The sequence below is a fragment of the Neiella holothuriorum genome, from assembly GCF_019457915.1.
Classification (GTDB): domain Bacteria; phylum Pseudomonadota; class Gammaproteobacteria; order Enterobacterales; family Neiellaceae; genus Neiella; species Neiella holothuriorum.
Genome location: NZ_JAHZSS010000015.1, coordinates 26,678 through 42,106 on the forward strand (window position 1 = coordinate 26,678; position 15,429 = coordinate 42,106).

Annotated in this window: 14 protein-coding genes; 10 read left to right on the forward strand and 4 right to left on the reverse strand. The window is 48.4% G+C overall.

All coding sequences use genetic code 11. The features are described 5' to 3' along the window. Positions 1-32 precede the first annotated feature (32 nt). Positions 33-620 carry a restriction endonuclease subunit S gene (locus K0504_RS12355; protein ID WP_220104504.1) on the reverse strand — a complete coding sequence of 196 codons (588 nt, stop codon included), beginning with the start codon at positions 618-620 and terminating at the stop codon, positions 33-35. Between the two features lie 108 nt (positions 621-728). On the opposite strand from K0504_RS12355, the gene K0504_RS12360 reads away from it, so the two are divergent. Next, a complete protein-coding gene (locus K0504_RS12360; RefSeq protein ID WP_220104505.1) occupies positions 729-1,847 on the forward strand; it encodes a ComEC/Rec2 family competence protein in 1,119 nt (372 codons plus the stop codon). A 5-nt stretch (positions 1,848-1,852) separates the two neighbouring features. After that, entirely contained in the window at positions 1,853-2,491 is a 639-nt protein-coding gene (locus tag K0504_RS12365; protein WP_220104506.1) for a hypothetical protein, read from the forward strand. Positions 2,492-2,660: 169 nt separating this feature from the next. On the opposite strand, the gene K0504_RS12370 is transcribed toward K0504_RS12365, so the two are convergent. From K0504_RS12370 to lolB, 3 genes are all read right to left on the reverse strand, one after another. Then, the gene (locus tag K0504_RS12370) at positions 2,661-3,605 is read right to left on the reverse strand and encodes a ribose-phosphate pyrophosphokinase (RefSeq protein WP_220104507.1); all 945 of its coding nucleotides are present in this window, start codon (positions 3,603-3,605) and stop codon (positions 2,661-2,663) included. A 124-nt stretch (positions 3,606-3,729) separates the two neighbouring features. Next, positions 3,730-4,578 carry a 4-(cytidine 5'-diphospho)-2-C-methyl-D-erythritol kinase gene (gene ispE / locus K0504_RS12375; protein ID WP_220104508.1) on the reverse strand — a complete coding sequence of 283 codons (849 nt, stop codon included), beginning with the start codon at positions 4,576-4,578 and terminating at the stop codon, positions 3,730-3,732. Beyond that, positions 4,575-5,213 carry a lipoprotein insertase outer membrane protein LolB gene (gene lolB / locus K0504_RS12380; RefSeq protein ID WP_220104509.1) on the reverse strand — a complete coding sequence of 213 codons (639 nt, stop codon included), beginning with the start codon at positions 5,211-5,213 and terminating at the stop codon, positions 4,575-4,577. The genes ispE and lolB overlap by 4 nt, the downstream gene beginning before the upstream one ends. Before the next feature lie 237 nt (positions 5,214-5,450). On the opposite strand from lolB, the gene hemA reads away from it, so the two are divergent. The 8 genes from hemA to K0504_RS12420 all read left to right on the forward strand — a co-directional run bounded on the left by hemA (position 5,451) and on the right by K0504_RS12420 (position 15,424). Beyond that, positions 5,451-6,716 (forward strand): glutamyl-tRNA reductase, encoded by a 1,266-nt coding sequence (gene hemA, locus K0504_RS12385; RefSeq protein WP_220104563.1) that lies wholly within the window; start codon positions 5,451-5,453, stop codon positions 6,714-6,716. 27 nt (positions 6,717-6,743) lie between these two features. Next, the gene (prfA, locus tag K0504_RS12390; RefSeq protein ID WP_220104510.1) at positions 6,744-7,835 is read left to right on the forward strand and encodes a peptide chain release factor 1; all 1,092 of its coding nucleotides are present in this window, start codon (positions 6,744-6,746) and stop codon (positions 7,833-7,835) included. Next, the gene (prmC, locus tag K0504_RS12395; RefSeq protein WP_220104511.1) at positions 7,835-8,710 is read left to right on the forward strand and encodes a peptide chain release factor N(5)-glutamine methyltransferase; all 876 of its coding nucleotides are present in this window, start codon (positions 7,835-7,837) and stop codon (positions 8,708-8,710) included. The genes prfA and prmC overlap by 1 nt, the downstream gene beginning before the upstream one ends. A gap of 93 nt (positions 8,711-8,803) precedes the next feature. Beyond that, the gene (locus tag K0504_RS12400; RefSeq protein ID WP_220104512.1) at positions 8,804-9,175 is read left to right on the forward strand and encodes a SirB2 family protein; all 372 of its coding nucleotides are present in this window, start codon (positions 8,804-8,806) and stop codon (positions 9,173-9,175) included. Positions 9,176-9,211: 36 nt separating this feature from the next. Next, positions 9,212-10,468: a DUF819 family protein gene (locus K0504_RS12405; protein ID WP_220104513.1), complete on the forward strand. Its 1,257-nt coding sequence runs from the start codon at positions 9,212-9,214 to the stop codon at positions 10,466-10,468. Between the two features lie 52 nt (positions 10,469-10,520). Then, positions 10,521-11,378 (forward strand): 3-deoxy-8-phosphooctulonate synthase, encoded by an 858-nt coding sequence (gene kdsA / locus K0504_RS12410; RefSeq protein WP_220104514.1) that lies wholly within the window; start codon positions 10,521-10,523, stop codon positions 11,376-11,378. A 222-nt stretch (positions 11,379-11,600) separates the two neighbouring features. Then, positions 11,601-14,120 carry a PHP domain-containing protein gene (locus K0504_RS12415; RefSeq protein WP_220104515.1) on the forward strand — a complete coding sequence of 840 codons (2,520 nt, stop codon included), beginning with the start codon at positions 11,601-11,603 and terminating at the stop codon, positions 14,118-14,120. Next, the gene (locus K0504_RS12420; protein ID WP_220104516.1) at positions 14,120-15,424 is read left to right on the forward strand and encodes a ligand-binding sensor domain-containing protein; all 1,305 of its coding nucleotides are present in this window, start codon (positions 14,120-14,122) and stop codon (positions 15,422-15,424) included. The genes K0504_RS12415 and K0504_RS12420 overlap by 1 nt, the downstream gene beginning before the upstream one ends. The last annotated feature ends 5 nt before the right edge of the window (positions 15,425-15,429 follow it).

Below are 15,429 nucleotides of genomic sequence, written 5' to 3' on the forward strand. Positions count from 1 at the left end.
TCTTGGTTAATTCGGTTCTTAACTAATGGCAGCTACTGCAAAATGTCTTTTGCAATGGCGTCGAGTTGTTTATGGCGGTTGTCGATGAGCTGCTGAAGCGCCGCCTTTTCCTTGATGGCGCAGGCTTCCAGCTCTGCAATGACATGTTGTTTGCTTAGTTCCGGGAACGTGAGAGGCACGTTCTCCAGCACTTCACGACGAATACTCATTTGGGCACTTCCTTCTGCCGACTGTTTGAAATAGCGCTGGGCTGGTTGTTGGTTCAACTGCCACGCCAGAAACCCTGGGTTTACCTGAGCAGTAGCGCTCAACCGTATATGGAAAAAGTGAGGAGCACATACCACTGGCCTATCAACTTCTTTAACACTGGCTGCCAAATGCTTTTGTCCCCTGGCAATAAAAAGAACATCGCCAAGCTCTAAAAGTTGAGGAGATTTTCTTCCGGTAATCGTTGTGCGGATGAGCTGATCCCACATAATTTGACCATCTGCGCTTATATCCCTTACTTGGATCACCCAGACCTCTCCATGCTCGTCTTCGGGGATTTTTCCTCTAAAGGAGTACCCAGCTTTAACAGAGGCCACCCCTTTCAATAATGTCTTCACAATATCTTGCACCATTTAAAAGATGCACAAATAATGCTTGACGGGCATCCCATTGTCAATATAGCTTAACGTAAGTTAAATTTTGCATCATGTGAATGGTGCAGTTGCATTTGAGAGGTAACAATGGGATATGAAATTGATGTGCTCGCCGTTGGAGAAAAGTCTAACAGTGGTGATGCTATTGCTATTCGCTATGGTGACTTGCATGGTGAACGAGGGGATCAAACGGTCGTCATTATTGATGGCGGTTACAAAGATGACGGACAGAAATTGGTGGAGCATGTGCAAACGCACTTCCATACCAGCAAAGTAGATTTAGTGATTTCTACTCACCCGGATCAAGACCACATTAACGGGCTTTCAACAGTTATTGACGAACTAGAAGTCACTGAGTTGTGGATTCATCAAGCTTGGGAGCACAATGAAGGCCTTGCAGAAAATTTTAAGGATGGTCGTATTACTGATAACAGCATCGGTGAAAAGCTCAAGGATAACCTGGAATCGGCATATAAGCTCGTACAGCAAGCCAAAGGTAAGGGGATCAATGTTTGTGAGCCCTTTACTGGTAGTTCTTTCGACTTTGGCAGTGTGAAGGTTTTAAGTCCTAGTCTGAAATACTACGAAGAGTTACTACCTAAATTTGATGGGATGCCTGAAACCAAAGCTGCTACGGAAGATCGAAGTGCCCAAGGACTGATGGCTGCTTTGGAGGCTTTTACAGCTAAAGCCGCCAAAGCCCTCAAAAAAGTATTTGCTTCTTGGGGGGAGGATCAGCTTGATAATGACGATACAACTTCTGCGAAGAACAACTCTAGCGTTATTACGCAGCTAATCGTTGATGGGCGGCGCTTGCTCTTCACTGGTGATGCAGGGATTACTGCATTGAACAACGCTGCCGATGAAATTGATACCTGTGCAAGTGGTGCTGAATTGAGGTTTATGCAGATTCCTCATCATGGTAGTAAGCGAAATATTGGACCCGACGTACTTAACCGACTTATCGGAGAGCCTGTTAGTGTAGGTAAAGAGCGACAAATTTCTGCTATTGCATCATCAGCTAAAGAAGGTGCACCTAAGCATCCCCATCAAGCAGTATTGAATGCGTTTAAGCATCGAGGTATTCCAGGAGCAAGAGCCACTAAAGGCGGAGGCATTAGGCATCACTATGACGCACCTGATAGGGCCGGTTGGAGTTCGCTAACCCCAGAACCATACTGCTATGAATATGATGAGGAAGCTTAATAGAAATGGCCAATTTAAAAGAAGAAAACAAACTAGCACTTGCTGGCCTCATGGGAACCCCACTTTTGCTAACTCTTGTGCTGCAAGTTGGTTTGGAAGAGAGCAAGGGGTTCTTAGATTATGCGATGGCGGCAGGCTTCTCGGCTTTGGCTACTGTTGTCCTTGTTATGCTTGCTGATGTTTTACCGCAAAGCCTAAAGCATAAGCTGGTCTTTCTTAGGTTGTGGCACGAGCTTCCTGGCTACCGTTGTCATCAGCTCTGTTTTTCTGACGCTCGCCTTGATAGGGAAGAGCTAGTAGACGCATGGCCTCATGTATTTGGTAATGAAGTTGAAAAGTCTGACAGAAATCGACTTTGGTATAAGCATATTTATAAAGACGTAATGGAAAAGCCTCAGGTACGCTCAGCTCACAAGCGATTTTTGCTTTACAGGGATTCATGTGCAGGAACACTGGTCGTTTTATTGACTTTGATTTTGTGGACTACAACTGGATTAGATGTTCCCCACTTAGGCCTCTTGCACCCTTGGGCTATCTCTATTCAAGGTGGCTTCTTGATGTTGCTACTGCTTAGCGCACAATCTAACGGAAAACGAATGGTCGTAAATGCAACAGTGACAAAATTGAGTATCGATAGTGAGTAATATGGGATAGAAGAGTTATGTTGTTAGATCAAAAAAGCGAACCAAGTGGTTCGCTTTTTCATATTGGGCTTATTTGCTCACAAACTTAATTAAAGTCACAAACTCTATTAAAGCAGTCACAAACTTAATTCATCGCACCCAAATGTGTAACGGTGCGTAGCCAGTGCTGTTAGCGGAACATCGCAGAGATAGACTCTTCGTTGCTAACCCGACGGATAGCTTCAGCCAGCAAGCCAGACATGGTGAGCTGGTTTACGATTGGCAAGGCCGCCATTTCTGGGTGCAATGGAATGGTGTCAGTCACAATCACTTCGTCGAGCACTGAATTTTTAATGTTCTCAATCGCATTGCCAGAGAATACTGGGTGCGTTGCATAAGCAAACACGCGCTTAGCGCCTTGCTCTTTCAGTGCTTCGGCAGCTTTACACAAGGTGCCGCCGGTGTCGATCATGTCATCAACCAGAATACAATCGCGATCTTTCACGTCACCAATGATATTCATCACTTGTGAAATGTTGGCGCGAGGGCGACGCTTATCGATGATGGCTAGATCGCAATCGTTCATCATTTTAGCAACGGCACGTGCACGTACTACACCGCCAATATCTGGCGATACGATGACCGGATCTTCAAAGTCTTTCGACAGCAAATCTTCTAGCAAAATTGGCGAGCCAAAACAGTTATCGACTGGTACATCGAAAAAGCCTTGGATTTGCTCTGCATGCAAATCAACCGTCAAAACGCGGTCGACACCAACGCTAGACAAGAAGTCTGCAACAACTTTTGCGGTAATTGGCACCCGAGCGGAGCGCACGCGGCGATCCTGACGAGAGTAACCAAAATACGGGATAACTGCGGTAATACGACCGGCCGAGGCGCGGCGCATGGCATCAACCATAACAATGAGTTCCATCAAGTTGTCATTGGTTGGTGCGCAAGTACTTTGAATGATGAATACATCCAAACCACGCACGTTTTCCTTAATTTCAACGGCAATTTCGCCATCGCTAAAACGGCCTACTGATGCTTGGCCAAGGCGGACGTACAAACGGTCTGCAATTTTTTGAGCGAGTTCTGGCGTTGCGTTGCCAGCGAAGAGCTTCATATCGGGCACGGTGTTAACCTCGTCGGGGTCGTGTCTGCCTGTGTGTTGATGATGGCTGGGGTACCAAGATCTGAACGCGGGAGTGGTGGCAGCAAAAGCCGCTATATTACCGCTTGGCGATACCCCAATCGAACTAATTATATTGCTGCAATGCATTGTGTAAAGGTGAGGTATTACAACCTTTAGCGACAAATCCTGTCATTGGCTCAGGTAAGTCTAGCAGCGTCTGATGAGCCTGCTGTTGGGTTTCAAATGATGCAAAAACACAACTGCCAGTGCCTGTCAGCTTAGACGGCGCGTATTCTAACAACCAGCGCAGGGCTTTTTCAACTTGCGGATAGGTTTTGCTCACCAGTTTTTGGCAGTCGTTGCCAAGATCGCTGGCGAGTATGTTGGCGCTTGCTAACTTGGGGGTGCTACGTGGCAAGTCCGGATGCTGAAAGATAGTGGCCGTATTGACATGCACGTTGGGGAAAATCACCAAGTACCAAGGCTCTGGCGGGTTCATGTCGGTAAACTTCTCGCCAACGCCTTCGGCAAGTGTTGCTTTACCGTGAACAAACACGGGCACGTCGGCGCCCAACTGTAAACCCAGTTTGGCTAACGTTGCTGCTGGCAACTTAGTGTTCCATATGTAATTACAGGCTAACAGTACGGTGGCTGCATTGGAGCTACCGCCGCCAATACCACCGCCCATGGGCAGCACTTTATCAATGCTAATGGTAACGCCTTGGTTACAATCGGTGTGTTGTTGCAGCAAGCGTGCCGCCCGCACAATTAAGTTGTCGTCATGGGCAACGCCAGCCATTTCAGTGGTCAACACAATGTTGCCATCGGCACGGCTAGAAAAAGTCAGGCTGTCGCCGTAATCAATAAACTGAAACAAGGTTTGCAGTTCATGGTAACCATTGGGTAGCTGGCCATTAATGTGCAAAAACAAATTCAATTTGGCCGGTGAGGGCAGGGTAATAGTGTTTGTCATATCGATTGCCAACGACTGATGGCGAGTTTAATGGTCAATTGCGGGTTGTCTGGATTGGGGTGAGTTAGCGTAATACGCGATGGCAACGCCGGCTGAGATTTAGTTGCAGGATAGTAGCCATTATACCTGACTTGCCATTCTCCCCAATTGGGCAGTTGTTGAGAAAAGCCCAGTAAATAGCCGTTGGTATCGAGCTCAACGTTGGAAATCTCTGCTAAGTTGGCATACCCCGTGAGCCATTGGGTCATGGCCTCAAATGGCGCGCGATAACCGCTAAGTTGTGCCACCAAACTGGTTAATGACGAACCGGAGTAGGATTTACCATCCACTTCTAACGTCGCATGGGATTCACGTTGCTGTGCTTCTAGTAAGGTAATACCGAGCGTATTGGTGAGTAAAATATGGCTCTGAGTTGGGCTGTGCTGCCAGTTTACTCGGCTGCTTTGGCGCTGCTCTGGGTTAATAAAGGCTAACTTACCGCTAGCTGACCACTGATCAAATTGCAGCAGCTGAGCACTATGTTGTTGATATGCTCTCAGCAATTCTGGAGTGACATTGGCATGTTGGGAGTCCGGCGGTAAAGTGGCACAACTGGCCAAACCAAACAAAGCAAAGAGCCAAAACCAATGTTTCACAGGCAATTTTCCATTTGTAGATGGGGGAATTGGCGCCAGTATATCAAGCCTCGAATAATCAGCCAGCAGCAATCGACTGGCCGTGGTAACAGAAGTTTTCTCTATCGCCCTTTTCACGTAGAATAGCGGCCATAACAATACAACGTAACTCGCTCTGATAGGGAATCGATAACCTTGCGCAGAGCGATAGTGAGCTGGACAGACACGCTAACATCATCGTTAGCCAAATCAGAAAACATGGCGTTAATCGCATTAGGAATTAATCACCAAACGGCACCAGTGGCATTGCGTGAACGGGTTGCTTTCGACCCCGAAACCTTGCCGCAAGCGTTGCAACAACTGCACAACCGAGAAGGGTGCAGGGGCGCGGTGATCCTATCAACTTGTAATCGTACCGAAGTGTATGTGCAAGATAATGCCTCGCCACAAGTGTTACTCGAATGGTTGGCAGCCTTCCATCAAGTAACATTGGATGACCTCGCCCAGCACACCTACCAACTCAATCAATTACAGGCTATTACCCACTTAATGCGGGTGGCTAGTGGTCTTGACTCGCTGATCCTCGGTGAGCCGCAAATCCTTGGCCAAGTTAAACAAGCTTATGCCCAAGCTAAGGCTGTGGGCACCTTGAGCTACCGCCTTGAGCGTTTATTCGACCGAGCGTTTAGCGTTGCCAAGCAAGTTCGCACGCACACCGACATTGGCGCTAGTGCAGTGTCTGTTGCTTATGCAGCAGTGAATCTGGCTAAGCATATTTTTGGTGACTTAACGAAAGCTCGGGTGTTGCTGGTTGGCGCCGGCGAAACCATTGAACTGGTGGCTAAACATTTGCGCGATCAGGGCGTACAAGCACCCGTCGTGGCCAATCGAACCTTGCTGCGTGCAGAACATTTAGCGAACGAATTTGGTGGCCAGCCCATTACCTTGCATCAACTTGGCGATGCGTTAGGCCACGCTGACATCGTGATTTGCTCTACAGCCAGCCCAATGCCAATTGTTGGCACAGGGGCAGTGAGTCGAGCGCTCAAATTACGTCGTCGTCAGCCCATGTTACTGGTGGATTTAGCGGTGCCGCGTGATGTGGAGCCGGAAGTCGGTGATTTGCGCGATGCCTACTTGTACACGGTTGATGATTTACAAAACATCATTGCCGATAACATGAGCTCTCGCGAGGCCGCAGCTAAGCAAGCCCAAGCCATCATTAATGAACAAGCTGATTTGTTTATCCAATGGCTTCAATCGCAGCAATCCGTATCGGCCATTAAGCAGTATCGCCAACAAGGTGCAGAAACGCGCGACGAGTTAGTTGAAAAAGCCCTGCAATCCTTGGATAACGGCCAGCCGGCAGAACAAGTGGTTCGTGAACTGGCTTATAAGCTAACCAATTCGCTCCTTCACCCAACAACCAAAGCATTGCAGCAAGCTGGCATTGAGCAGCAAACGCAATCGTTATCAGATTTGGCCAACAGCCTTGGCCTTGCCCTTAAAAACGACGAGCGTTAGCACGCTCGCACACACATATTTGGATCTATGAAACCGTCGATTATTGCCAAACTCGAAAGTTTGATTGAACGCTATGAAGAGTTACAAGCCCTGTTGGGTGATGCCTCTGTGATTGCCGATCAGGAACAATTTCGAGCGTTATCAAAAGAGTATTCGCAGCTTGAAAGCGTTGTAAGCTGCTATCAGTCATTGCAACAGGCACAAGACGACTTGGCTTCGGCTAAGGAAATGCTGGCCGAAGATGATGACGAAATGCGTGAAATGGCTGAAGAAGAAATTGCTGAAGCCAATGAGCGTATCGAAACGCTTGATAGCGAATTAGAAATTCTGTTGTTGCCGCGAGATCCCAACGATGACAATAACTGCTACTTGGAGATCCGCGCTGGAGCTGGTGGTGATGAAGCGGCTATTTTTGCCGGTGATTTGTTCCGTATGTACAGCCGTTATGCTGAAACGCGTGGTTGGAAGGTATCAGTCGTCAACGTCAATGAAAGTGAGCAGGGCGGATTCAAAGAAGTCATTGCCTACGTGGTTGGTGACGGTGCCTATGGCGTGATGAAATTTGAATCCGGTGGCCACCGCGTGCAACGCGTTCCTGAAACCGAGAGCCAAGGCCGGATTCACACCTCGGCGTGTACCGTGGTTGTGATGCCTGAAGTACCTGAAGCGGAAGCCATTGAAATTAATTCCGCAGATTTGAAAGTTGATACTTTCCGCGCTTCTGGTGCAGGTGGTCAGCACGTTAACAAAACCGATTCCGCCATTCGTATTACTCACTTGCCAACAGGCACTGTGGTGGAGTGTCAGGATGAACGTTCACAGCACAAAAACCGTGCTAAAGCCATGGCCGTACTTAGTGCACGTTTGCAAGCTGCTGAAGATGAAAAGCGCCGCAGCGAAGAAACCACCATGCGCCGTTCATTGGTTGCTTCTGGCGATCGTTCAGAGCGAATTCGCACCTATAACTACCCGCAAGGACGGGTAAGCGAACATCGCATCAACCTGACGTTATATCGGTTAGATGAAATTATTAACGGCGAATTGGATGCGGTGCTGACACCGCTGATGCAAGAGCATCAGGCCGATTTGCTGGCGGCTTTGGCTGAAGGTCAGGGGTAATGCGAATTGACGAGGCGCAAGCCTGGGCAACTCAGCTATTACAGCAACAAGAAGGCGCCACTGATGCAGTGGCATTGCTGACCTTTGTACTGCAGAAACCGCGTAGCTTTTTATACACCTGGCCAGAGCAAATCTTGTCGGCCGAGCAAGACGTGCAATTCCGTCAGTTGGTTGCGCAGCGTCGAGAAGGCAAGCCCGTCGCGCATTTGACCGGTGAAAAAGAATTTTGGTCTTTACCATTGCAAGTGGATTCCAGCACCTTGATTCCACGGCCCGACACCGAATGTTTGGTTGAGTGGGCGCTTGAATTAGCCGAACGCAGTTTGCCCGCCGCTCAACTCACCACCGGTCATTTGCAAGCCAAACACCGCGTATTGGATTTAGGCACCGGCACTGGCGCCATTGCATTGGCGTTGGCAAGTGAACAACCCAATTGGCTATTGCTTGCTGTTGATCAACAAGCGCAAGCGGTCGCTTTGGCTCGGGCGAATGCTCGCTCACTGAAGTTAGCGAATGTTTCAGTCTTGCAGAGTGATTGGTTTGAGCAGGTGCCAAGCGATTTTAAGTTTGATTTGATGGTGAGCAACCCGCCTTATATTGCCGCCGATGATGAGCACCTTAGTCAGGGCGATGTGAGATTTGAACCGAATTCGGCACTTGTGTCAGGAGTCGATGGGCTGGATGATATTCGTCATATCATTGACCAAGCACCAGAATATCTGAATGATGGCGGCTGGTTGTTACTCGAACATGGCTATGACCAAGCCGAAGCGGTGTGCCAATTATTACGAGCGCGAGGCTTTGCTCAGGTTAACTGGCGAAGCGATTTGGCTGATCAGCCCCGAGTGAGTGGTGGTTGTTGGCGCGCAGCGTGAAACGGCGAATGCATAACCAAGAAACATTATTTGAGATAATGGCGTTAAATCACTTAGTGCAAACAACAGGGATAAAGGGACGAGGGTAAACATATGTACACAGGATTAAAGCATTTACACGTTCTGCTGGTGGCTCTGTCCGTTGGCTTACTGATTCTTAGAGCCATTTGGTTGATGCGCGGCAGTGCGTTAATGCAGCGCAAATGGGTCAAAATTGTACCGCATGTGATTGATACCGCATTGCTGGCTGCTGCCATTGGCATGGTGAGTATGATGCCGGGGCTGAATCAGCCTTGGTTATGGGAAAAGTTGGTGTTAGTGGTGCTCTACATTGGCTTTGGTTTCTATTTGTTTAAATTTGCCAAATCAACTGGCGCTCAGATTGCCGGCTTGATTGGCGCTCTTGCTTGTGTGGCAACCATCGCCCATCTCGCACGTAGCAAAATGCCTTTTATTCTCGGTTAAAAATAACAACAACGTTTGTTCGATTAGGAGTTTTTAATGTCGCAAGAAATACACCAAGCGTTAATCACCAATGATGCAGTTGTGCTTGGTCTGCTGGCGATTATTTTGGGTGGTATTTTTGTCACCCACGCAAGCCCACATCCGTTTTGGCGCCGGTTTTACACCGTTATTCCTGCGGTATTGTTGTGCTACTTTTTGCCGTCGTTGCTGAATACCTTTGGCATTGTCGACGGCCACGAGTCGCGCATGTACCACGTTTCAACCCGCTATTTGTTGCCCGCTTGCTTGGTCTTATTGACCATTAGTATTGATTTTAAAGCCATCATTGCACTTGGCCCTAAAGCGCTCATCATGTTTTTAACCGGTACTTTCGGCATTGTCATTGGTGGCCCTATTGCCATTTTGCTGATGTCGATGGTTTATCCTGATGCCGTTGGTGGCGCAGGCCCCGATGCAGTTTGGCGCGGTATGACAACCGTGGCCGGTAGCTGGATTGGTGGTGGTGCGAACCAAGCCGCAATGAAAGAAGTGTATGAAGTGGGCGACAAGATCTTTTCCTCCATGGTGACGGTGGATGTGATTGTTGCCAATATTTGGATGGCTTGCCTGTTGATGATGGCGGGTCGTGCGAAACAGATTGATGCCAAAGTGGGCGCCGATAGCTCTGCCATTGAAGCACTAAAAGATAAAGTGGAAGCCTATCACGCCGAGCATGCACGTATTCCTACAGGCACTGATCTGATGAAGATTGTTGCTTGGGGATTTGGTATTACCGGCTTAGCCCATTTCGGCGCTGACTTCCTTGGCCCTTGGTTTGCTGAAAACTATCCAGCGCTGAAACCTTATAGTGTGCACAGTAAGTTCTTTTGGCTGGTGGTGATTGCCACGACTGTTGGTTTGTCGCTGTCGTTTACTCGGGTTCGCCACATTGAAGCCGCTGGCGCGTCTAAACTGGCGTCTGTGATGATTTATATCTTGGTTGCATCCATTGGTTTGCACATGGATATCACGGCCATCGCCAAATCACCGCAGTATTTTGTGGTGGGTATGATTTGGATGGCGATTCACGCAAGTTTGATGTTAATTGTTGCGCGCCTTATCAAAGCGCCGCTGTTCTTTATGGCAGTAGGCAGCCAAGCTAATGTGGGTGGCGCGGCTTCGGCACCCGTGGTGGCGTCGGCATTCCATCCGTCTTTAGCGCCCGTTGGCGTGTTGTTGGCGGTGTTGGGCTATGCCCTAGGTACATATATGGCTTGGCTTTGTGGCCAGCTGATGCAAATCGTGGCGCCATAAAGTTGGCGAAATTGTACTGACACGTGCCGCGACTAATAAGTAGGACAAAATCATGCAACACAAAACCGTAACGGTTCAATCTATTGAAGTTGCCAACGACAAACCTTTTGTTTTGTTCGGTGGTATGAACGTATTAGAGTCACGTGATTTGGCCATGAGTATGGCGGAACATTACGTAAACGTGACTGAAAAATTGGGCATTCCGCTCGTATTCAAAGCATCTTTCGACAAAGCCAATCGTTCCTCGGTCTTTTCTTACCGAGGGCCAGGCTTGGAAGAAGGAATGAAGATTTTTCAGGAAATTAAGCAAACCTTCGACATTCCTGTCATCACCGATGTTCACGAAGCTGCACAAGCCGCGCCGGTTGCCGAGGTTGCGGATGTTATTCAACTACCAGCGTTTTTGGCTCGACAGACTGATTTAGTTGAAGCCATGGCAAAAACGGGCGCTGTCATCAATATCAAAAAGCCGCAGTTTTTAAGCCCCGGTCAGATGAAAAATATTGCGGACAAGTTCATTGAGTGTGGCAACGACCAACTGATCTTGTGTGAGCGTGGTACTAACTTTGGCTATGACAATTTGGTTGTTGATATGCTTGGCTTTAGCCAAATGTTTCAGGCGACTGATGGCCTGCCGGTGATTTTTGATGTGACCCACTCGCTGCAATGCCGAGATCCACTCGGAGCCGCATCAGGCGGCCGACGTTCGCAAGTAGCCGAATTGGCTCGTGCGGGTATGGCTGTTGGTTTGGCGGGCTTGTTCCTTGAGTCCCACCCCGATCCGGATAACGCCAAGTGTGACGGCCCATCGGCACTTCCTCTTAGTAAATTAGAGCCGTTTTTGGCTCAAATGAAAGCCGTTGATGAAACCATCAAAAGCTTTGATGTGCTGGATACACAAAACCCATAATCTAGCCTCCGTCGCTAAGCGCAGCAAAGCGCTTGGCGACGATTAGTTGCTGCCGTGTTACTCCGCTTCAATTCTCTCCCGCTCGTTTATAACCCGATGACGATTATTACATCGCGATAACATTTCGTGATGCACAGCGTTGCTAGCCTCTCGCTCCTGTTTTAGAAACAGGTTATGCTCGAATATCATTTTCGCTAAGGATGGATCCGAGAGCATACTTTGATGAAAAAATTGGCTCGCAATCTGCTGGTAACCTTGTTTACCTTCACCGCATTGATCGTTTTGACAGCCTTCGCTTTGTTGAGTAGCGACCCTGTCATTCAACCATCCAAAGGGCTGGCACCTGCGGATGTTCGCGCAGCTAAGAACAAAGTTAAAGCGATTCGTGAGCAACTCATTTCTCGGCATTCTCGTGTCGAACTACAACTCAGCCAGCAAGACATCGACGCCATCATGGCCGTGGCTAGCTATTCCATTCCCAATGCCCAATTTGGCGGCTCTGTTACGCCCTATGGGATGGCTGTTGCTGGCTCTGTTCGGATCCCTTTGGGGTTTAAAAGCTATCTAAATGTGTCATGTATGTTACTGCCAGATTTTGACGCAAGTGGCTTACAGGATTGCAAAATCGGCAGCATTCCACTGCCTTCCGGATTGATTCAATCGACTGCTGTCATGGGCTTTGGCTGGGTTTTTGGTGATGAAGCCAAGAGGACGCTGGATCAAATTATCTCGGGGGCACAATTTAAGTCGGGCCAGTTGATGCTGGTGGCAGACAAGCCCACTGATTTTCGTGAACAAATTAAAGGCGGCATTCAAGGGTTGGCGAACACGGCCAAAACCATCCACCGCCAAGACCAAATCGAATTGGCCACCATTGATGTTTACCTGACGACGCTGCGCACCATGAGCAATAAACCAAGCTCGCTGGCACCTTATGTCCAAGAGGTGATGAAAACTGCGTTGGCAAGAACAGCCGCTGGTGCCGATCCGGCAGAGGAAAATACCGCCGCGTTGTGGGCGCTGGCGATCAAGTTTGGTAGTTATCGATTTGCTTCATTGGCGGGGTATGACGGCAAACCTAATGTCGGCAAGCGTCGCTCTGCGGCACTGCAAGGGCGGCAAGATTTGGCGTTACACTTTTTGTATTCAGCCATCTTAGAGCAATTGGGGCGAGCCGAGTTGGCCTTCAGCATAGGTGAAATCAAGGAATTGCTCGATGCGAATCAAGGCGGCTCCGGTTATAGCTTTGCTGACTTGGCAGCGGATAAAGCAGGTTTGAAGTTCTCCGAATGGATTGCTGAAAATGATAAACAAGCGCGACGAGCCCAAGACATGTTGGCCTTTAGTTCGTTTGAAGAAACCTTTTTCCCATTGGTGCATGATTTGCCTGAAGGCTTTCGAGAAAAAGAATTTAAAGCCATCTTTGGTCAGGTCGGCTCTGCTAAATACAAAGCCCTTGCGCAAAAAATTGATGTTCGTATTGATGCCCTTGCGCTTTATTCCGATGGTGATCAAGTAAACCAGCGGCGCGGTTACGCAATGCCTGTTGAGGCTATTTCATCTGGGCAATGGTTAGTCGTTGATACCCATACCCACACTAAATTCTCTGACGGTAGCCATACCGTGGCAGAAGTTGCCAACAAGGCCGCCTCGTTTGGTTGTGATGCTATTGCAATTGCCGATCATAGCGATCGTAACTTAAAGAAAGTGGCCAGCCGCGCTTACGTTGATGCCATTCGCGATGCCGATCTTAACCACCCGCAAATGTCGGTCATCACCGCGTTGGAATGGAATGTACCACCGTTTATGGGGCGCGAGCATGCAACCGTGCTGTTTCCTCAATCGGCCGATTTACTGGCTCAAATTTCGACATTCAGAAATCGTTACGACAGCTACAAAAAGCGCACCGAAGAAATGTTGTCAGCGAAGCCTGCTCTGACCTTTCTTGAAGACATTGATGTGTATGGCACGCAACCTGTGGTGTTTTATAACCACCCGAGCCGTAAAACTTTTTATTTAACTGAAATCGTCCATGATATGGAATCGTGGATGGCTGCCAGTAAGCTGGTCATTGGCATGTCAGGATCACCGGGTCATCAGAAGAAAAAAGGTAAAAATAATGGCTCGTATACCTTCAAACATCGCACCGTTGCCGGCTGGGATCCTGCAGTAGCGCGTATTGGCGGTAAGTGGGATGAGTTATTGCAAAAAGGCTTTAACGTTTGGGGAGCTAGGGCTAACTCTGACTTCCACAGCACCAAAATGGATTATTGGCCTTGCCAGTTTTCTACAACACATTTATACGCGCGCAGCAATCGTCATAACGACGTTATTCAAGGGTTGCAGGCTGGCCGGTTCTGGGCCCAGCATGGCCGATTCATCGAATCCTTGGAGTTTTCAGCCAGTACCACTAATGGTCAAACCTTGCAGATGGGCGAAACTGGCCTCAGCAAAAAGCGCACTGAAGCGATCATTAATGTTGATGTTCAGTTGGCTGCAGCCGATTGGCAGGGCCTAGTACCGCAACTATCAGAATTGGAGTTGGTGGTGGTATTACCGCATTCCGTCAGAAGTTATCCATTGGAATTTGAAACCTCGCCTATTGGCTCTATTCGTGTTCGATACCCGCTAACCATCACTGCAGAGTCAACGGTGGTACGCATACGGGGTGTTAGCAAACAGCCTGACCGACGAGATTACTGGTTTTACTCCAACCCGATTCGAATCCAAGGAGCAGGGTGATGTTGTATCGACAAAGGATGGCTAACCTTTTCAAGGTATTGCTTGTTGTACTCCTAGCTGGTTGCTCTGAAGCGCCTGATACTAATAAGGCTAGTGAGGGTGGTGCAGGCGTTGCTCCTAAAATAAAACTAATACAACGAACGCAGGACGAGGTGCTGGGCACCGTGTTTACGCCAGTTGATTTGAACCGTGAAGTGTTGGTTGAGAAAATCTCATTTAGCCAATTGCAACTTGACGCAGAGATGGACGCGATATGGGGAGCAACAGGACGCGATGATGCGGGCAACATCTATTTTGGTGTTTCGAGTCACGGTGGGCAGCAAGGCACTTCTGAACTTTTCAAGTACAACCCATATAGTGGTCAATTCAAATCGTTAGGGGACACTGTCAGCCAACTGACGAAGCTTGGCCTTGCTCCTTCAGATGTGAAACAAAATAAATTGCATAGCAAAATTATTGCCGCAGATGATGGCTACCTTTACTTTTCAAGTTTTGATGAGAGCGGCGAATCCCAGCGTAACCTGACGTTACCCACTTGGGGCGGACACTTATGGCGAACGCGCCCTGGCTCGGCTCAATGGGAGCATTTGCTGGCAACCGAACATGCGCTAATCGCAGTGCAAGTGCGCGACCGCTACGTTTACGCACTGGGCTATTGGGGGCATGAATTATTCCAATTCAACATGGTCTCTGGTGAGGTGAAAACAGTGTCTGTTGGCTCGGATACCGCCCATGTATCCCGCAACTTCCTCATTGACCAACATGCAAATGTCTATATTCCCAAAGTTAGAGAAACGGGAGATGGACTTAGCTATGCGTCACTCGAACACTATGATCGCAAACTAAATCATGTCACTAGCTACATAATGCCAAACTACGTATCGAAATCGTGGGACGGTTATCATGGCATTACGGGGTATGCTGAAACTCAAAATGGTGACGTTTACTTCGTTACGCAGGAAGGCAGGCTTTATAGGCTCGATTCAACCACGGGCGGGTTGGATAAGCTTAAAGAACTGGGTTTCATGCACCCAAAAGGTAACGCATCAATTGAAAGTCTCTTTAGCCTAGATGGCAATCAATATCTTGGTGCAGTAGCACGTGCCAAAGGCCAAAAGAAGGCTCAGTGGCTTACTTATGATTTAAACCTCAAGCAAGCTACAGCAACGACTTTACCCTCCATTCCCAGTAACCGTCTGATTTATGGTTCGGTAACTAGGGACAATGAAGGACATATTTATCTGGTTGGGAGTCATTGGCAGGGGCGTAAGGGCAAGCCTACAGCTTGGAAAATATCTATCTAATTTAG